15 protein-coding genes are annotated in these 18,864 nt (G+C 73.0%); 13 read left to right on the top strand and 2 right to left on the bottom strand.

Going from position 1 to position 18,864, the window contains the following annotated elements:
* The first annotated feature begins 1 nt into the window (after nt 1).
* From qcrC to trpD, 4 genes are all read left to right on the top strand, one after another.
* On the top strand, nt 2-811 hold the full coding sequence (qcrC, locus tag K4G22_RS05530) for a cytochrome bc1 complex diheme cytochrome c subunit (protein WP_228078548.1): 810 nt from the start codon (nt 2-4) through the stop codon (nt 809-811).
* Nucleotides 808-1,899: a cytochrome bc1 complex Rieske iron-sulfur subunit gene (qcrA, locus tag K4G22_RS05525; protein ID WP_228078547.1), complete on the top strand. Its 1,092-nt coding sequence runs from the start codon at nt 808-810 to the stop codon at nt 1,897-1,899. Before qcrC ends, qcrA begins: the two co-directional genes overlap by 4 nt.
* Complete coding sequence (gene qcrB, locus K4G22_RS05520) at nt 1,896-3,539, top strand: cytochrome bc1 complex cytochrome b subunit (RefSeq protein WP_228078546.1); 1,644 nt, start codon at nt 1,896-1,898, stop codon at nt 3,537-3,539. The genes qcrA and qcrB overlap by 4 nt, the downstream gene beginning before the upstream one ends.
* Nucleotides 3,540-3,843: 304 nt before the next feature.
* On the top strand, nt 3,844-4,926 hold the full coding sequence (gene trpD / locus K4G22_RS05515; RefSeq protein WP_228078545.1) for an anthranilate phosphoribosyltransferase: 1,083 nt from the start codon (nt 3,844-3,846) through the stop codon (nt 4,924-4,926).
* Nucleotides 4,927-4,966: 40 nt separating this feature from the next.
* Here the strand turns inward: trpD and K4G22_RS05510 are convergent, their stop codons facing one another.
* Nucleotides 4,967-5,248 (bottom strand): Lrp/AsnC family transcriptional regulator, encoded by a 282-nt coding sequence (locus K4G22_RS05510; protein ID WP_228078544.1) that lies wholly within the window; start codon nt 5,246-5,248, stop codon nt 4,967-4,969.
* A gap of 302 nt (nt 5,249-5,550) precedes the next feature.
* On the opposite strand from K4G22_RS05510, the gene K4G22_RS05505 reads away from it, so the two are divergent.
* From K4G22_RS05505 to K4G22_RS05490, 4 genes are all read left to right on the top strand, one after another.
* Nucleotides 5,551-6,852 carry an NYN domain-containing protein gene (locus K4G22_RS05505; protein WP_228083958.1) on the top strand — a complete coding sequence of 434 codons (1,302 nt, stop codon included), beginning with the start codon at nt 5,551-5,553 and terminating at the stop codon, nt 6,850-6,852.
* A 503-nt stretch (nt 6,853-7,355) separates the two neighbouring features.
* Nucleotides 7,356-8,426, top strand: coding sequence for a C40 family peptidase (locus tag K4G22_RS05500; RefSeq protein WP_228078543.1), 1,071 nt, complete (start codon nt 7,356-7,358; stop codon nt 8,424-8,426).
* A gap of 218 nt (nt 8,427-8,644) precedes the next feature.
* A complete protein-coding gene (locus K4G22_RS05495; RefSeq protein WP_228078542.1) occupies nt 8,645-9,781 on the top strand; it encodes a C40 family peptidase in 1,137 nt (378 codons plus the stop codon).
* 24 nt (nt 9,782-9,805) lie between these two features.
* Nucleotides 9,806-10,960 carry a glycosyltransferase family 4 protein gene (locus K4G22_RS05490; RefSeq protein ID WP_228078541.1) on the top strand — a complete coding sequence of 385 codons (1,155 nt, stop codon included), beginning with the start codon at nt 9,806-9,808 and terminating at the stop codon, nt 10,958-10,960.
* 1,767 nt (nt 10,961-12,727) lie between these two features.
* Here the strand turns inward: K4G22_RS05490 and K4G22_RS05485 are convergent.
* Nucleotides 12,728-14,539 carry an AMP-dependent synthetase/ligase gene (locus K4G22_RS05485; protein ID WP_228078540.1) on the bottom strand — a complete coding sequence of 604 codons (1,812 nt, stop codon included), beginning with the start codon at nt 14,537-14,539 and terminating at the stop codon, nt 12,728-12,730.
* Between the two features lie 197 nt (nt 14,540-14,736).
* On the opposite strand from K4G22_RS05485, the gene K4G22_RS05480 reads away from it, so the two are divergent.
* From K4G22_RS05480 to K4G22_RS05460, 5 genes are all read left to right on the top strand, one after another.
* Nucleotides 14,737-15,192: an SRPBCC family protein gene (locus tag K4G22_RS05480; RefSeq protein WP_228078539.1), complete on the top strand. Its 456-nt coding sequence runs from the start codon at nt 14,737-14,739 to the stop codon at nt 15,190-15,192.
* Nucleotides 15,189-16,403 (top strand): ArsA family ATPase, encoded by a 1,215-nt coding sequence (locus tag K4G22_RS05475; protein WP_228078538.1) that lies wholly within the window; start codon nt 15,189-15,191, stop codon nt 16,401-16,403. Before K4G22_RS05480 ends, K4G22_RS05475 begins: the two co-directional genes overlap by 4 nt.
* Nucleotides 16,404-16,601: 198 nt before the next feature.
* Nucleotides 16,602-17,123: a DUF5304 family protein gene (locus K4G22_RS05470; RefSeq protein WP_228078537.1), complete on the top strand. Its 522-nt coding sequence runs from the start codon at nt 16,602-16,604 to the stop codon at nt 17,121-17,123.
* Between the two features lie 77 nt (nt 17,124-17,200).
* Complete coding sequence (locus K4G22_RS05465; RefSeq protein WP_228078536.1) at nt 17,201-18,142, top strand: ROK family glucokinase; 942 nt, start codon at nt 17,201-17,203, stop codon at nt 18,140-18,142.
* 18 nt (nt 18,143-18,160) lie between these two features.
* A complete protein-coding gene (locus K4G22_RS05460; RefSeq protein ID WP_228078535.1) occupies nt 18,161-18,856 on the top strand; it encodes an endonuclease/exonuclease/phosphatase family protein in 696 nt (231 codons plus the stop codon).
* Nucleotides 18,857-18,864: the final 8 nt, after the last annotated feature.

The raw sequence follows: 18,864 nt of genomic DNA, 5'->3' as shown, positions 1-18,864 counted from the left end.
CGTGAAAAAGCTCTCCGCACGACGGCGCCATCCACTGGCGGTGTTCGTCGTCCTCATCCTCGCGCTGGCGGCCACCGGGGGGCTGTATGCCGCGTTCGCGCCCGCAGACGAGGCACAGGCCGGGAACTCGGCCCAGTCCCTTGCCATCGAGGAAGGTGCGACGCTCTACCAGGTCGGCTGCTCCAGTTGCCACGGCCGGGGCGGTGAGGGCGGCAGCGACGGCCCCAGCCTGGTGGGCGTGGGCCCGGCAGCCGTCCACTTCCAGGTCGGCACCGGCCGGATGCCCATGGCCTCGCCCTCGCAGCAGGCCGACGAGAAGCCGAGGGTCTACACCCAGGCCGAGATCGAGCAACTCGCCGCCTTCATCGGCGCGCTCGGCCCGGGCCCGGCCATCCCCGAGGCGTCGGCCTACGACCCCGCGGAGGGCGACGCGGCCCGAGGCGGCGAACTCTTCCGCACCAACTGCTCGCAGTGCCACAACTTCACCGGCCAGGGCGGTGCCCTGACGCACGGCAAGTTCGCGCCCGACCTCAACGACGTGGATCCGATCTACATCTACGAGGCGATGCTGACGGGCCCTCAGAACATGCCCTCCTTCCCGGACACCACGCTGCCCGAGCAGGAGAAGCGCGACATCATCGCTTGGCTGGACGCGGTCAACACCTCCGAGTCCCCCAACCCCGGTGGGCTCACGCTGGGCGGCTTCGGCCCGGTGAGCGAGGGCCTCTTCGCCTGGACCATCGGCATCGGCGCGCTGGTCTCCCTGACGGTGTGGATCGGGGCCAGGAGCGCTAAGGCCAGGAAGTCATGAGCGACCGCGACCAAGACACCTCCCCAGACCCCCAAGAAACGGAAACGCGAAAAGACGTGTCCGACGATCACCTCCCGGGTGAGCGGCGGCCCGGCGAACTGGCCGTGCCGGACGATCCGTTCGCCGACCCGGGCCTGCCCCCGCACGAACCCCGGCGGCAGGACATCGACGAACGAGCCGCCAAGCGCTCCGAGCGCACCGTGGCGCTGCTGTTCACGGTCTCCATGCTGGCGACGATCGGCTTCATCGTCTCCTATGTGACGATCCCGATCGACCGGATCGTCTACATCTGGCCGCTGGGGCACATCGGCGCGCTGAACCTCGCGCTGGGCATGACGCTCGGTCTCGCGCTCTTCGGCATCGGTGCCGGCGCCATCCACTGGGCGCGCACCCTGATGTCGGACGAGGAGCTGTCGGAGGACCGGCACGCCGTGTCCGCCTCCCCCGAGGTCAAGGAGCGCGTCCTCGCGGACTTCAAGAAGGGCGCCGAGGAGTCGCAGCTGGGCCGCCGCAAGCTGGTGCGGAACACCCTGTTCGGCGCGATGGCCCTGGTGCCGCTCTCCGGCGTGGTGCTGCTGCGGGACATGGGCCCGATGCCGGGCGACAAGCTGCGGCACACCAAGTGGCGCGACGGTTCGCTCATCGTCAACGAGAGCACCGGCGAACCGCTGCGGCCCGAGGACATCACGGTGGGCTCGCTCACGCAGGCGATGCCGAGCGACCTCGACCGGCACGACCACGACTTCCACGCGCAGATCGCCAAGGCGTCGGTGATGCTGGTCCGTCTGGAGCCCGAGGACATCAAGGACGAGCGGTCAGCGGAGTGGGGGCACGAGGGCATCCTCTGCTTCTCCAAGATCTGCACCCACATCGGTTGCCCCGCGACGCTCTACGAGCAGCAGACGCACCACGCGCTCTGCCCCTGTCACCAGTCCACCTTCGACCTCTCGGACGGTGCGCGGGTGCTCTTCGGCCCGGCGGGGCACCCCCTGCCGCAGCTGCGGATCACGGTGAACGACGAAGGCTTCCTCCAGGCGCTCGGCGACTTCGAGGAGCCCCCCGGCCCGAGCTTCTGGGAGCGCGGATGAGTACGGCAACGGAACCCCGGAAGAGCACCAGGGGGAAAGCCCCGGCGGGCGAGAAGCTCGCCGACTGGGCGGACGGCCGGGTGGGCCTCTACACCCTGGCCAAGGCCAACATGCGCAAGGTCTTCCCGGACCACTGGTCGTTCCTGCTGGGTGAGATCGCGCTCTTCAGCTTCATCATCGTCCTGCTGTCCGGCGTCTATCTGACGCTCTTCTTCGTGCCGAGCATGGGCGAGGTGGAGTACACCGGCTCGTTCGCGCCCATGCAGGGCGTGATGATGTCGGAGGCGTACGCGTCGACGCTGGACATCAGCTTCGACGTGCGCGGTGGCCTGCTGGTGCGGCAGATCCACCACTGGGGCGCGCTGCTCTTCGTGGTCGGCATCTTCGTCCACATGATGCGGGTGTTCTTCACCGGCGCCTTCCGCAAGCCGCGCGAGATCAACTGGGTCTTCGGCTTCCTGCTGCTGGTCCTGGCGATCTTCACCGGACTCACCGGCTACTCCCTCCCCGACGACCTGCTCTCCGGTGTCGGCATCAGGTTCATGGAGGGCGCGATCCTGGCCGTGCCGGTGGTCGGCACCTATCTCCAGATGTTCCTGTTCGGCGGCGAGTTCCCCGGCCACGACATCATCCCGAGATTCTTCATCGCGCATGTGCTGCTGCTACCCGGGCTGATGGTGGCGCTGGTGGTGGGCCACCTGATCCTGATCGTCTACCACAAGCACACCCAGTACGCCGCTCCGGGGCGCCACAACGACAACGTGGTGGGGATGCCGTTCCTGCCGGTCTACATGGCCAAGGCCGGCGGCTTCATGTTCATGATCTTCGGCGTGATCGCCATGATCGCGGCGACGGTCACCATCAACCCGGTGTGGGTGCTGGGCCCCTATCGACCCGACCAGATCTCCACCAACGCGCAACCGGACTGGTATCTGGGCTTCTCCGAGGGCCTCGTCCGGATGATGCCTGGCTGGGAGTGGGTGATCCCCGGCGGCTACACGCTGAACTTCGGCCTGCTGGTGCCGTTGGCGGTGTTCCCGGCGATGCTGGCGGTCATCGGGATCTATCCGTTCTTCGAGTCCTGGGTCACCAAGGACCAGCGCGAGCACCACATCGCGCAGCGTCCGCGGAACAACCCGACCAGGACCGGGATCGGCATGGCGTGGCTGACGGCCTTCTTCATCGCGATGGTGGCCGGCGGCAACGACCTGTGGGCGATCAACTTCCACCTTTCGATCAACGCCATCACCTGGTTCTGCCGGATCGGCTTCTTCGTGCTGCCGGTGCTGGTCTTCTTCGCCACCCGCCGTGTCTGTCTGGGTCTCCAACGCAGGGACCTGGAGAAGGTGCTGCACGGGCGGGAGTCCGGCATCATCAAGCGGCTGCCGCACGGCGAGTTCATCGAGGTGCACGAGCCGCTGCCGCAGGACCGGCTGTACACGCTGGTCGCCCACGAGCAGCACAAGCCGGCCGAGATCGGCCCGGCGACCGACGAGAACGGGGTGCGTCGTCCGATCAACCCCGTCGAGCGGGTACGGGTCCGGCTCAACAAGTCGTACTACGGCGAGCAGGCGCAGATCTACAAGCCGACCGTCGAGGAGTACAGGGAGCTCACCGAGGGACACGGCGACCACCACTGAGTCGACGCCCCCGGCGCCCCGTGCGGCGAACGGCCGTGGGGGGGCGGGGGGGGCCCCCCCCCGGGGGGGGGGGGCCCCACGGCCGTCTGTGCGTCCGTCGGGGCGCCGCCCGTCCGAGGACCGAACAGGTGGCGGCCTGGGCGGGGCGCGCCGCTAGGCTTCGGTGCCACGGCTCCGTCCCCGGCGCCGGTCGGGCGCGGGACCGTGCGGGCTGCCCGTTCTCGCCTTCGTCGTTGCTTTTGCTGTCGCTTTTGCTGTTGCTCTCGTTCCGTCTCGTTCAGCTATCTCGCCAGGAGTGATTCCCATGAGCGTTGTGACCCCCGCCGGAGGCGACACCGGGGCGGCACGCACCTGGCCGGACGTGCTGAACACGCTGCTCGCCGGCCGGGACCTGTCCAGCGGCGACACCGCCTGGGCGATGGACCGGATCATGAGCGGCGACGCGGGCGAGGCCCAGATCGCAGGCTTCGCGGTGGCGTTGCGCGCCAAGGGCGAGACGGTCGCCGAGATGACGGGTCTCGTCGAGGCGATGTACGCGCACGCCAACCTGATCGAGGTGCCGGGGCCCTCGGTCGACATCGTGGGCACCGGCGGCGACCGGGCCCGCACGGTGAACGTCTCGACCATGTCGGCGATCGTGGTGGCCGGCACCGGCACCCGGGTGGTGAAGCACGGCAACCGGGCGGCGTCGAGTGCCAGCGGCTCGACCGACGTGCTGGAGCGGCTCGGGGTGAACCTGGACCTGTCGCCGGAACGGGTCGCCGAGGTGGCCGTCGAGGCCGGCATCACCTTCTGTCCCGCGGTGCGGTTCCACCCGGCGCTGCGGCACGCGGGCGCCGCGCGCAAGGCGTTGGGGGTGGCCACCGTCTTCAACTTCCTCGGCCCGCTGACCAATCCGGCCCGGGTCACCGCGCAGGCCACCGGCGTCGCCGACGCCAGGATGGCGCCGATCCTCGCCGGGGTGCTGGCCGAGCGGGGGAGTTCGGCGCTGGTCTTCCGGGGCGACGACGGCCTGGACGAGTTGACCGTCACCGCCACGTCCACGGTGTGGGTGGTCCGCGAGGGCAAGGTCACCGAGGAGTCCTTCGACCCGCGTTCGGTCGGGGTGGCGCTGGCGCCCGTCGAGGCGTTGCGCGGGGCCGACCCCGGCTACAACGCGGAGGTGGCGCGGAAGGTGCTCGCCGGTGAGCCCGGCCCGGTGCGGGACGCGGTGCTGCTGAACTCGGCGGCGGGGCTTGCCGCGTTGGAGGCGGACGACGCGCCGCTGGAGCGGCGGATCGCGGCCGGGATGGCCCGCGCCGCCGAGTCCATCGACTCGGGCGCGGCCCGGGCGGCGCTGGAGCGGTGGGTCGCGACCACCCGGCACGTCGCCGGCGCCCAGGGCTGAGGCCGGGAGGAGGCCGCGTTCGCCAGCGGGCCTTGGCGCGCTAGGAGTCCAGGCCGATGGCGAACGCGGCCTCAAGGTCGTGCTGGGAGTAGGTGCGGAAGGCGATATGGGTCTCGGTGGACGTCACGCCGGGGATCTTGCTGATCCGCGCGGGGATCACCTCGGCCAGGTCCTCGTGTTGCCGCACCCGGACCAGGGCGATCAGATCGTGCGGGCCGGTCACCGAGTACACCTCGCTGACCCCTTCGAGCGCCGCGATCCGCTCCGCGACCTCAGGGACCCGGTCCACGGCGGTCTTGATGAGCACGATCGAAGTGATCACGGCTTGGCCCCTCTTGTCGTCCGGCCTGTCGTCCGGCCTTCCGGAAACCGGTGGTCTCATACCAGGGCACACCCTAGCCCGAGCGCGACATGGGGGCGCCGAGCGGCCGGGGCCCGCAGACGTGGCGCGTACCAAGCCGTAGGGTGAACCCGCGGGGCGATGGACATACGCAGTGACGGGGGGTGCCCGGCCGGCAGGCCGGCGCTCGACTCGATGGATGGTGTGCAGCGGTGGTGGAACCCTCGGATGGTGAGGAGGCCAGGGAACAGGCCGAGCCCGAAGCGTCGGAGCCGGCCGAGACCCTGGACCGCCCGCTGCCCGAACGGGTGAGAGGCCGGGTCATCGCGCTGGCCGGTGAGGCGTTCGACGGTCTCACCCTGGCTGATCTCCCGCCCACCTTGCGGCAGTATGCCCGTTTCACTCCCTCCCGTCGGGTGAAGTTCGGCGGCTCGGCGATGGCCGCCGCGCTGGAGAGCGACACCTTCTTCCGACACCGCGTGGGGGCCGTGCAGCGCGCCGTGCAGCCGGAGTTGGCGGACGCCGTGGAGCGGGGCGCCCCGCTGCCGGCGGCCGATCCGGTGGAGGTGGCGGCGGCGGCCTTCCTGCTGCGCCCGGTCGGCTGGACCAAGCTGGTCGCCGCCGCCGGCGAGGAGGCGCAACGCGCCCAGGAGGAGCGCGCCGGCCAGGAGCGTGAGCGCGAACTGCGGGAGCTGCGTGAGGAGTTGGCGCGGCTGCGGGAGACGGCCAAGGGTGAGCAGGACCGGCTGCGGCAGGAGCTGGAGAACGCCCGCAGGGAAACGGACGCGGTGCACCGCAAGTTGCGCAGCGCGCTGGCCGATGTGCGGCGCGGCGAGGCCGCGACCCGCAAGTCCCGCGCCGAGTTGGAGGAGGTGCGGGCGTCCACCGCCTCGGCCAGGGCCGTGGCCGACGGCGAGGCGCGCCGGCTGCGCGCCCGGTTGGCGGAGGCCGAGGCGGCGCTTGAGTCCAACCGGAAGTCGGTGCGGGAGGGGCGAGGCATCGAGGAGACCCGGCTGCGGCTGCTGTTGGACACGGTGTTGGACGCGGCCCAGGGCCTGCGCAGGGAACTCGCCCTGCCGCCGGCCCGGCTGCGCCCCGCGCAGACCGTGGACGCGGTGCGCCCGGGCGAGCCGGGGCCGCAGGACATCGCGCGCCGCGCGCTGTCGGGGGACGATCCGGCGCTGCTGGACCAGCTGTTGGCGCTGCCCCAGGCCCATCTGGTGGTCGACGGCTATAACGTCACCAAAACCGGTTATCCGACGATGCCTCTGGAGAAGCAGCGGGTGCGGCTGATGGGGGGGCTCGCCGTGCTGGCCGCGCAGACCGGGGCCGAGATGACCTGCGTCTTCGACGGGGCCGAACTGGCCGCCCCGGTGCTCCTGACCCCGCCGCGCGGGGTGCGGGTGCTCTTCAGCCGGCCGGGGGAGACCGCCGACGAGCTGATCCGCCAGCTGGTGCGGGCCGAACCGCCGGGCCGCCCCGTCGTCGTGGTGTCGACGGACCGCGAGGTCGCCGACGGGGTGGCCAGGTCCGGCGCCTGGCCGGTCCGCTCCACCCTGCTCCTCAACCGCCTCTCCCGGACCTGAGCGCCCCCCTCGCGGAGAAGCGGAACGTCGCGCGGTGGGCGGGTCCGCCGCTGTCGACTCCGAGTTGGCCGTGCCGGACGGCGGCGTTCGCCTCCGGCGGATGCCCCCGTCCGCTGTCCGTCGTGCGCCCGCGTTCCGCTGTTCCGGCGGCCGGCCGAGCCGGGGGCCGCGCCTGTCCCCCAAGGGGCGCGCGCCGTTGGGCGATACGGCCGAATAGCGGGTGAAGATCTCCTTGCGGTGGTTCATCCGGTTGGTGGGGTTTGCTGTCGGCTTGTTCTCCACAGACGGTGGGGAGACGGCAACGGGCAGTGTGAGGTAAGTAAAATATGGCCGACAGGATTTGAACCAGATAAAGGCATCTCGCTAGGGTCACCTCGAACCTTCGCGCGGTAGATCACCCATCCCGGGTGGCCGTGAGGGTACCGCCTAGTCCGTGCAGTCTCGCGGAGCCGGAGTTCCACGCGTCCCCCGGCGGGCGGCTGAGGAAGAAGGAGATCGCCCCAGTGGCGTCCCACCGTCGTCCCAAGCAGCCAAGCCGCGCACGTCTGACGCTTCTCGGCGCTGCTGCCTCCGCCGCCGCCACCGTCGGCGTCACCGCTACCAGTGCCTCCGCCGATCCGGGCCAGAGCATCGACGACGTCCGCGAGGAAGTCGACGAACTCCACCACGAGGCCGAGGAGATCACCGAGGAGTACAACGGGGCCAAGGAGCGCGAGACCGAGCTCCAGGCCGAGATCGAGGAGCTCCAGGACTCCGCCGCGCGCGGCCAGGAACGGCTCAACGAGCTGCGCAACGGCATGGGTTCGATGGCCGCGGCGCAGTACCGCAACGGTGGCCTCGACCCGTCCATGCAGCTTTTCCTTTCTTCTGACCCCGATGCCTTCCTGGACCAGGCCTCCGCGCTGGACCAGCTCTCCGCCAAGCAGGCCGAGTCCCTGCGCCTGATCCAGGAGCAGCAGCGCACCCTCGACCAGCAGCGCGAGGAGGCTGGCGAGCGGCTGGCCGAGCTGGAGGACGTCCGCTCCACGCTGAGCGAGCAGAAGGACACCATCCAGGGCAAGTTGGGCGAGGCCCAGTCCCTGCTCAACCAGCTCACCGAGGAGGAGCGGCAGCAGGTCGCCGCCGCCGAGCAGGCCGAGGCCGAGGAGGCCGCGCGGGCCAGCCGCTCCGAGGACCGCGCCACCACGGACCCGTCGAGCGGCTCCACGTCCGACGCCGCCGCCTCCTCGCGTGGCCAGGCCGCCCTCAACGCGGCGGCCACCAAGCTGGGCGCGCCCTATGTGTGGGCCTCCGCCGGACCCAACTCCTTCGACTGCTCGGGCCTGACCTCCTGGGCCTACGCCCAGGCGGGCGTCTCCCTGCCGCGCGTCTCGCAGGACCAGGCCAACGCCGGCACCCGGGTGAGCATGAGCGAACTCGCCCCCGGCGACCTGGTGTTCTTCTACCCCGAGCTGACCCATGTGGGGATCTACGCCGGCAACGGCCAGATGCTGCACGCGCCGAGGCCGGGTGGCAACGTCGAGTACGCCAGCATGAGCATCATGCCCTTCCAGTTCGGCACCAGGGTCGGCTGAGCACCGAACTCCACGCGGCCCCACGCCCCCTGAGCCGGCGTCGCGTCAACTCCACCAACCAGGTGATTCTCCGGGGCGGGTCAGTACCCGCCGCCCCGGTGTGACCTGCGGTTGCGCACCCGCGGCAGGGCCGCGCGGTGTCGCCTTGCCATGACTTCGGTCGGGACGCGGCTACATTCTGCTGCGCTCGGGTCCCCATCGAAGGAGCGCGGCTCGCAGTGGTTTCTCATGGACATTTCCCGAACGGACTCCTCCCCTCCGCCGGCGGCCGGTTGAGGACGCGGCTGACCGCCTTCTCGGCCGCGGCGACCGCCGCGGCCCTGCTCTCCACCGCCCCGGTGCTGGCCAGCCCGGGCCAGGACGCCGAAAGCGCCGACGTGGCACGGCAGGTGGACCGCCTCTTCGCCGAGGCCGACCGCGCCGTGGACGCCTACAACGGCGCGGCGGAACGCGTCGCCGCCCTCGAAGCCGAACTCGCCCTCCGCCAGGAGCAGGTGGAACGCCGGCAGCAGCAGGTCAACGAGCTGCGCGCCGCGGTCGGTTCGGCGGCGGCGGCCCACTACCGGGCGGGCGGCCTGGACGCCTCGCTGGCGCTGCTGCTCTCCGACAGCCCCGACGACTACCTCGCCCGGTCCGCTTCATATGAACGGATGAGCGCACGCCGGGGGAGCGAACTGGCGGAGCTCCTCTCCGCGCAACGCGGCCTGGCCCAACGCAGGGACGAGGCCGACCAGCGCCTCGAACTCCTCACCGAGGAACGGGCCGAGCTGGAACGTCGCAAGGAGGCCGCCGAGAACCGCCTGACCGAGGCCAGGGAGCGCCTTGAGGAACTGACCGAACGCGACGAGCGGGAGGAGGGGGAACGTCGCGCGGAGAGCGAACAGCGCGAGGAGAAACGTGCCGCCCGCGCCGCCGAGCGCGACGACGCCACCGGCACGGGACCACGGAACGCCACAGCGGCCCCTAAGACGCCCCCGACGCCCGGCGCCGACGCCGCCTCCCCGTCCTCGGGGCGGGGCCAAACCGCCCTGGCCGCCGCCCAGACCGTGTTGGGCCGCCCCTACGGCTGGGGACAGGCGGGCCCCGACGCCTTCGACTGCTCCGGGCTCGTCCAGTGGGCCTACGCCCGCGCCGGCGTCTCGCTGCCCCGCACCTCGCAGGCCCAGGCCGGCGCGGGCCGAGGCGTCCCGCTCGACCAGGCCCAGCCGGGCGACATCGTGGTCTACCGCGCCGACGCCAGCCACGTCGGCCTCTACGCCGGCGACGGCCAGGTCCTGCACGCCCCCTCCACCGGCTCCACCATCCGCTACGACCCGGTCGGCATGATGCCCGTCTCCTCGGTGGTACGGCCCTGATCACGGATCGGTAGTCTTCGGGTGATGCGAAAGACCCTGATCGTGACCAACGACTTCCCGCCCCGGCCGGGAGGCATCCAGGCCTTCCTGCACAGCATGGCGCTGCGGATGGATCCGGGTCGCGTGGTGGTGTACGCCTCCAGCTGGCGGCGGGACGCCGAAGCCGTGGCGGCCACCGGCGAGTTCGACGCCGAGCAGCCCTACCCCGTCTACCGGGACCGCTCCTCGACGCTGCTGCCCACCAGAGCGACCACCCGCAGGGCGGTCGCGCTGCTGCGCGAACACGACTGCACCGCCGTCTGGTTCGGCGCCTCGGCGCCGCTCGGCCTGATGGCACCCGCGCTGCGCGCCGCGGGCGCGGAGCGGCTGGTGGCCACCAGCCACGGCCACGAGGCGGGTTGGGCCGGCATCCCCGTGATGCGCCAGATCGTGCGCCGCGTGGGGGAACGCAACGACGTCCTCACCTACCTCGGCGAGTACACCAGGAAGCGGATCGCCGGCGTCCTCTCCCCGGCGGCCGGCGCCCGCATGACCCAGCTCACCCCCGGCGTCGACGAGAAGCTGTTCCACCCGGGCTCGGGCGGCGAGGCGCTGCGCGCCAGCCTCGGCCTCGCGGACCGGCCGGTGGTGGTCTGCGTCTCCCGGCTGGTCCCGCGCAAGGGCCAGGACACCCTGATCCGCGCGATGCCCCAGGTGTTGGCGGCCAGGCCGGACGCCGTGCTGGCCATCGTCGGCAGCGGGCCCTACCGCGCCGACCTGGAACGGCTCGCCGCGCGGCAGGGCGTCACGGACGCGGTGCGCTTCCTCGGCGAGGTCTCCTGGTCCGAGCTGCCGGCGCACTTCGGCATCGGCGACGTGTTCGCCATGCCCTGCCGCACCCGGAACCGGGGCCTCGACGTCGAGGGCCTCGGCATGGTCTACCTTGAGGCGTCCGCCACCGGACTCCCCGTCATCGCCGGCGACTCCGGCGGCGCGCCGGACGCCGTCCTCGACGGCGAAACCGGCTGGGTCGTCCGCGGCGGCGGCCCGCACGCCCCCCGCGAAACGGCCGAACGCATCGTCACCCTCCTCCAGGACCCCGAACTCCGCACCCGCATGGGCACCCGAGGACGCGCCTGGATCGAAGAACACTGGCGCTGGGACCTCCTCGCCGAACGCCTCAAACACCTCCTCACCTGACGCGGGACGCTGGCCGCTGTGGCTTGGCCACTTGGGGTAGCGGGGGTCCCTGTGCCGCCGGGCATCGTCGGGGCGCGGGGCGCTGGCCGCTGTGGCTTGGCGGCGTTTGGGGGGATGGTTGTGGTGGCGTGGGCTGTGGGGTGTTGGTGCTTCGGGGCTGCTGTGTTGCTGGCGGCTGTGCCTTGGCCACGTCCGGGGCGACGGCCACGGTGACGTTGGGCGCGAGGCGCTGTGGCTTGGCCACTTGGGGTAGCGGAGAACCTGCGCCGCCGGGCATCGCCTTGTCCGCGTTGGGGGGTGATGGACGCGGGGCGCGGGGCGCTGGCCGCTGGGGCTTGGTGGCGTTTGGGGGGTGGTTGTGGTGGCGTGGGCTGTGGGGTGTTGGCGCTTCGGGGCTGCTGTGTCGCTGGTGGCCTGTGCCTTGGCCACGCCCGGGTTGACGGCCACGGCGACGCTGATCGCTGGCCGCTGTGGCTTGGCCACGTCGGGAGGATGGTCGTGGTGGGCGCGGGGCGCCGGCTGCGAGGCTTGGCCACTTGGGGTAGCGGGGGTCCCTGTGCCGCCGGGCATCGTCGGGGCGCGGGGCGCTGGCCGCTGGGGCCTGGTGGCGTTGGGGGTTAACGGTCATGGTGATGCGGGGCTCTGGAGGTTGGGGCTTGGTGGCCGCTGTGTTGCCGGGCGTTGGGCGGAGGGTTTTGTCCTGGGGGAGGCGGACGGGCGCCGAGGCCGTGGCCGTTGTCCGGGCCGGTTCGTGTCGAGGCTCCGCACGAGCCGTCCGGCAGCGCGCCCGCCTTGCCGCGCCCGGCCGTGCGTTCGGTCGTCCCCATCCCTCGCGGGCACGCTCCCCGCTGGCACCGCTGCGGGCTCCGCCCCGGGCGGTCAGCTGTTGATGGCCGCGCCAGCGCATCCGCCGCCCCGGGGGCGGTCGCCTGCCGCAGGCAGCTTCCCGTCCGGCCGCCTGGCAGTGTCGCTGGTGCTTCGTCTTCGGTGGTTGGGCGCGGCGGTCGGCTGTCGCTGATGGTGCGGTGGCGCCACCCCGCTTTGGCGTGCGCCAGCGCGCCGGCGTCGGGTCTGCGCGCGAAGCACGGCGATCCGACGAACTGGGCGGTCAGCTGTCGCTGATGGTGCGGTGGCGCCTCATCCCTCGTTGTTCGGGGTTGCGGCGCGCCAGCGCGTTCGCTGGCCCCGGGGTGGCGGGCTGACGCGGGTACCTTCCCGTCCGGCCGCCTGGCAGTGTCGCTGGTGCTTCGTCTTCGGTGGTTGGGCGCGGCGGTCGGCTGTCGCTGATGGTGCGGTGGCGCCACCCCGCTTTGGCGTGCGCCAGCGCGCCGGCGTCGGGTCCGCGCGTGAAGCACGGCGATCCGACGAACGCGGCGGTCGGCTGCCGCTGGTGGCGTGGTGGCGCCTCATCCCTCGTTGTTCGGGGTTGCGGCGCGCCAGCGCGTTCGCTGGCCTCGGGGGTGGCGGGCTGACGCGGGTACCTTCCCGTCCGGCTGCGCGGCAGTGTCGCTGGTGCTTCGCCTTCGGCGGTTGGGCGCGGCGGTCAGCTGTCGCTGATGGCGCGGTGGCGCCTCATCCCTCGTTGTTCGGCGTTGCGGCGCGCCAGCGCGACCCGCGCGTTGCGGCGCGCCAGCGCGTTCGCCGGCCTCGGGGGTGGCGGGGTGACGCGGGCTCCTTCTCGTCCGGCCGCGCGCCAGCGCCGCCCGCCTTCGCCGCGCGCCAGCGCGGCGGGCGCGGCTGCGCCGCGCAGCGCGCCGCGCGCAGCGGTCAGCGGCGCGCAGCGTACAGCGCTTCGATCTGGGGGGCGAAGTCGCGGGCCACGGCGTGGCGTTTGAGCTTGAGGGAGGGGGTGAGGTGGCCCGACTCCTCCGTGAAGTGGCCGGGGAGGACGCGGAAGGCGCGGACGGACTCGGCGCGGGAGACGGCCTCGTTGCCCTGGGCGACCGCCTCGTCGAGGGCCGCCAGGAGGCGGGGGTGCGCCAGCAGCTCCGCGCGGTCCAGGTCGGCGAGGCCCCGCTGCTCGGCCCAGCGGGGCAGGAAGTCGTCGTCGACGGTGAGCAGCGCGCCGACGAAGGGGCGGCCCTCGCCGACCACCATGCACTCGGCGACCAGCGCGTGGGCCCTGATCCGGTCCTCAAGCACGGCGGGGGCGACGTTCTTGCCGCCCGCGGTGACCAGGATCTCCTTCTTGCGGCCGGTCACCCGGAGGTAGCCGTCCTCGTCGAGGGCGCCCAGGTCCCCGGTGTGGAACCAGCCGTCGCGCAGCACCTCGTCGGTGGCGGCCTGCGCGTTCCAGTACTCGGTGAACAGGTGGTCGCCGTGGAGCAGTATCTCGCCGTCGTCGGCGATCCGTATCGCGGTGCCGGGCACCGGGCGGCCGACGGTGCCGATCCGGGGCGCGTCCCACGGGTTGAACGAGGTGGGCGCGCAGGACTCGGTGAGCCCGTAGCCCTCAAGCACGGTGAAGCCGATGCCCCGGAAGAAGTGGCCGAGGCGCTCGCCGAGCGGGGCGCCGCCCGAGATGGCGTGGGTGGCCCGGCCGCCGAGGACCGAGCGGAGCCGGCGGTAGACCAGCCGGTCGAAGACGCGGTGCCGCAGGCGCAGCGCGAGCCCGGGGCCGCCCGGGGCGTCCAGGGCGCGGCTGTAGGCGATCGCGGTGTCGGCGGCGCGGTCGAAGACGGCGCCCTTGCCGCCCTGTTCGGCGGTGGCGCGGGCGCTGTTGTAGACCTTCTCGAAGACGCGGGGGACGCCCAGCATGATCGTGGGCCGGAACGAGGCCAGATCGTCCGTCAGCCGGCTGACGTCGGGGACCAGGCCGAGCCTGATGGGCGCCAGCAGCGCGGCGACCTGCACGATCCTGGCGAAGACATGGGCCAGCGGCAGGAACAGCAGCACCGAGCTCTCGCCGGTGCGGAAGAGCGGGCCGAGCGCGGCGACCACGTTGCCGCAGTCGGCGAGGAAGGCGCGGTGGCTGAGCACACAGCCCTTGGGCCGGCCCGTGGTGCCCGAGGTGTAGACGATGGTGGCGGGGGAGTCGGGGGAGACGGACGCGGTGGCCTGGGCGAGCCGCTCGTCGCTGATCGGGGCACCGGCGGCGGTGAGCAGTGCGACGGCGCCGGGCCCGGCGGCGGGTTCGAGACACCAGCGCCTGGTGAGCGCGGGCAGCTGGTCGACCAGGGACTCCACCGTGGCCAGCCGCTCCTCCGTCTCGACCAGCACGGCGACCGCGCCCGAGTCGCCGAGGTTCCACGCGATCTGTTCGGCGGAACTGCTCTCGTAGACGGGGACGGTGACCGCGCCGGCCGTCCAGATGGCGAAGTCGAAGAGGGTCCACTCGTACCGGGTGCGGGAGAGGAGCCCCACCCGGTCCCCCGGCCGGACGCCGGACCTGACCAGGCCCTTGGCCACGGCCTGGACCTCGGCGAGGAACTCGGTGGCGGTCAGATCGTGCCAGACACCGTCCCGCTGGCGGGAGATCACCTTCGTGTCCGGATGGCGTTCCGCGTTGGACCGCAGCAGGTCCGGCAGGCCGCCGTCCACCGGCACCGTGTACAGAGCCGGCAGGCTGAACTCGCGCACCGCTTCTCCTCCTCTTCCGGTACTTATTCTCATATGTATCCGTTCGCGCCCCCTTGCTGCGCAGGGTACTCCCCAGTAGGAACGAGGGGTCGGCCGGCGTCGTCAGGTGCGATGTCAGGCGGTCCCGAGGCGGCCTGCCAGGCGCGATAGCCTTCCCCGGGACGGCACCGGGAGATAAGCGCGAGGAGCCAGATCCGATGGCCGAACACACCAGGTCGAGCATCACCATCGAGGCCACCCCGGCCGAGGTCATGGCGGTGATCTCCGACTTCGACCGCTACCCGGAGTGGACCGGGGAGGTCAAGGAGGCCGAGGTGCTGGCCAGGGACGAGCGGGGCAGAGCCGAGCAGGTGCGGCTGCTGCTCGACGCGGGGGCCATCAAGGACGAGCACACCCTGGCCTACCAGTGGGAGGACGCCGACGCGGTCAGCTGGTCGCTGGTGAGGTCGCGGATGCTGCGGTCCCTGGACGGCTCGTACCGGCTGGCGCCGGTCGCCGGCGGGAAGCACACCGAGGTCACCTACCAGCTGACGGTCGATGTGAAGATCCCCATGCTGGGCAGCATCAAGCGCAAGGCGGAGAAGGTCATCATCGACCGCGCCCTCGCCGGGCTGAAGACGCGGGTCGAGGGCGGCACGGGCGACGCCGGGTGACCGATACGCCCCACGGGGCCTCCCGCACGCTGCTGGTCACCGGGCCGGGCGGGGACGGCGTCAGCAGCGTGGCCGCGGCGACGGCGCTGGCCGGGGCGCGCGCCGGCCGGTTGACGCTGCTGCTGAGCCGGGAGCCGGCCGACCGGCTCGCCGCGCTGCTCGGCGGGGCCCCGGTGCGGCCCGACGGGAGGCCAACCGAGGCGGCGCCCGGGCTCTGGGTGGCGCGGATCGACCCGGCCGCCGACTTCCGCGCCGCCGTGCTCGCCGCGCAGCGCACGGCCCGCTCCACGCTGGCCACGCTGGGCTCGGCCACCCTTCAGGACGACGAGCTGACCGAGCTGCCGGGCGCCGAGCCGCTGGCCGTGCTGGCCGCGCTGCGCGCCGCGCACGCCGCGGAGCGCTGGCCGCTGATCGTGGTGGACCTGCCGCCGGCGCTGGACGCCGTCAGGCTGCTGGCGCTGCCCGAGCAGCTGCGCCGCTATCTGCGCCAGCTGTTGCCGGGGGAGCGCCGCACCGCCAGGGCGCTGCGCCCGCTGCTGGCGCAGATAGCCAGCATCCCGATGCCGGCGGACGGGCTGTTCACGGCGGCGGAGGGCTGGGACGAGGCGCTCGCGGAGGGGCAGCGGCTGATCGAGGCGCCGGGGACGGCGGCGCGGCTCGTCTTCGAGCCGAACGCGCGCTCGGCCGCCACCGCGCGCACGGCGCGCGCCGGGCTGGCGCTGCACGGCGTCGGCGTGGAGGAGATCATCGCCAACCGGCTGGTGCCCCAGGGGTCCGATCCCTGGCTGGCCGGCGTCGCCGCCCGGCAGGCGGCCGTGCTGGCCGAATTCGCGGGGGCGGCGCTGCTGGCCGAGCCGCCCCGGCGGCTGCCGATGCTGGTGGCCGAGCCGGACGCGGCGGCGCTCGCCGAGCTGCTGCCGCCGCCGCCCACGGCGGACGTCGCCCGTCAGACGCCGGTCCTGGAGGACCGGCTGGCGGACGAGGGCCTGCTGGTGTGGCGGCTGCCGCTGCCGGGCGCGGCCAAGGAGAGCCTGGACCTGGTGCGGCAGGGCGACGAACTCGTGGTCACCGTCGGCCCGTTCCGCCGGGTGCTGGCGCTGCCGTCGGCGCCCCGCCGCTGCACGATCGCCGGCGCCGCCTTCGCCAGCGGCGAGCTGACCGTCCGCTTCGCCCCGGATCCCGCCCGCTGGCCGGAGCGTTCGCCCGGGTAGGGGCGTGGGGGTCTTGGGGTGTGGTTCGGGCTTCCCCGGCCGTGGGGGTGCGCTTCGCCCCGGATCCCGCCCGCTGGCCGGAGCGTTCGCCCGGGTAGGGGCCCGGGGCTTTCTCGCCGGCCCGGGCCGCCGGCCAGGGTGGGGCGCGGCGGTGTTCCGGTAACGTCGAAGGGGACGCGCACCCTTCAGGAGGCCGCGATGAGCAGCGACGTACCCGAGCACCCCGAGCACCCCGTCGACGAGCCGGCCGCCCGGCCGGCGGACGAGGGCGATCCGTGGGCGGCGGCCTGTGCGGAGGATCTGGCCGCCGAGCAGGCAAGGCGGCGCGCGCGTTACGGGCCGCAGCCGGGGGACGCCGCCGAGGAGCTGCGTCGTCTGGCGGACACGCTGGCCGAGCGCCTCGGCGATCTCGGTTCCCGTCTCGGGCCGCAAGTCGGCCTGTTCGCCAAGCCGTTGGCGCGGCAGGCGCGGTCCGCCGTGGAGCCGGTGATCGAGCGCAACGCGGAGGCGTTCGAGCATCTCGCCTCCGCCGGGCAGGAGTTGCTGGCCGCCTACCGGGCCGCCGTGCTGGACCAGGAGGGCCGCTGGGCCCGCCCCTCCGCGAGCGCCGACCAGCCGGCCGAGGCGTCCCGGCCGGAGCCGGGGGCGGATCCTGGCAATCGTGATGACCCGGATGATTCCGCTGGATCCGGTGGCGCCCACCGTATCGACCTCGACTGAATGCCGGGGGACGCCCCCGCCCACCTCCGGTAACGTGGACGGGAGGCGGGTACCACCGACATTCACTTGAGGGACAAATGGGACTGACGATCGGCGTCGACATCGGCGGTACGAAGATCGCGGCCGGTGTGGTCGACGAGGATGGTTCGATCCTCGGCACTTCTCAGGTTCCGACCCCGCCCACCCCCGAGGGCGTGATCGAGGCCATCGCCGCCGCCATCAAGGCGGTGGGCGAGGGGACTTCGGCCGACGCGGTGGGCATCGGCGCCGCCGGGTACGTGGACGACAAGCGGGCCACCGTGCTCTTCGCCCCCAACATCCGCTGGCGCCACGAGGCCCTCAAGGACAAGATCGAGCAGCGGGTCGGCCTCTCCGTCGTGGTGGAGAACGACGCCAACGCCGCGGCCTGGGGCGAGTATCGCTTCGGCGCCGGCGCCGGCCACGACGATGTGGTCTGCATCACGTTGGGCACGGGGCTCGGCGGGGGCATCATCATCGGCGGCAAGCTGCACCGCGGACGCTTCGGCGTCGCCGGCGAGTTCGGCCACCTGCGGGTGGTGCCCGACGGCCTGCTCTGCGGCTGCGGCAGCCAGGGCTGCTGGGAGCAGTACGCGTCGGGGCGGGCGCTGGTCCGCTACGCCAGGCAGCGCGCCCATGCCACCCCGGAGAACGCCGAACTGCTGCTCGGCATGGGCGACGGCACGCCCGAGGGCATCGAGGGCCGGCATGTCAGCGACGCGGCCCGGCAGGGCGACCGGGTCGCCGTCGACTCCTTCCGGGAGCTGGCCCGTTGGGCCGGCGCCGGGCTCGCCGATCTGGCGTCCCTCTTCGACCCGTCCGCGTTCATCGTCGGCGGCGGGGTCTCCGACGAGGGGGATCTGGTCCTCGAACCGATCCGCAAGTCCTTCCGCCGCTGGCTGGTCGGCGGCCGGCACCGCCCGCACGCCCAGGTGCTGGCCGCCCAACTCGGCGGCCGGGCGGGCCTGGTGGGCGCCGCCGACCTGGCCAGGCAGGGCTGAGGAAGAGCCGGAGCGGCGTTGTCCACCACGATCAGGTTGCTCAGCTACAACGTCAGATCGCTGCGTGACGACCGGCAGGCCGTGGCCCGGGTGATCCGGGCCACGGCGCCCGACGTGGTCTGCCTCCAGGAGATGCCGCGCTTCTTCCGCTGGCGCAAGCACGCCGCCCGGCTGGCCAGGGAGAGCGGCCTGGTCACGGTCACCGGCGGGGCGCCGTCCTGCGGCACCATGATCCTCTCGCGGCTGCGGGTCGCCGTCGAGCGCGCCGAGGACCTCACCTTCCCGCTCACCAGGGGCGCCCACCGGCGCGGGCTCGCCACGGCGGTGCTGCGCCTCGGCCGGGACACCAGGCTGGCGGTGATCAGCTGCCATCTGAGCCTTCTCGCCGCCGAACGCCGCGCCCAGGGCGAGCTGTTGCTGCGGCGGCTGGCCGCGATGGACGTTCCCGCCGGGGTGGTGGCCGGCGATATCAACGAGCCGGCCGGCGGGCCCACCTTCCGGCGGCTGGCGGGCGCACTCACGGACGGCTGGGAACGGGCCCCCGCCGGCGGTGAGTTCACCTATCCGGCCGGGGCGGGGCGGCGCCGGATCGACGCCGTGCTGTGCACCGAGGCGGTCACCGTGCGCTCCTGCGGGGTGCCCACGGCGCCCGCGGCCGACGACCTCGTCCGCGCCTCCGACCATCTCCCGGTGCTGGCCGAGCTGACCGTCTGAACACGGCC

This window comes from Streptomyces profundus (genome assembly GCF_020740535.1).
Taxonomy (GTDB): Bacteria; Actinomycetota; Actinomycetes; order Streptomycetales; family Streptomycetaceae; genus Streptomyces; species Streptomyces profundus.
This window is presented reverse-complemented; position numbering and strand designations above follow the sequence as displayed.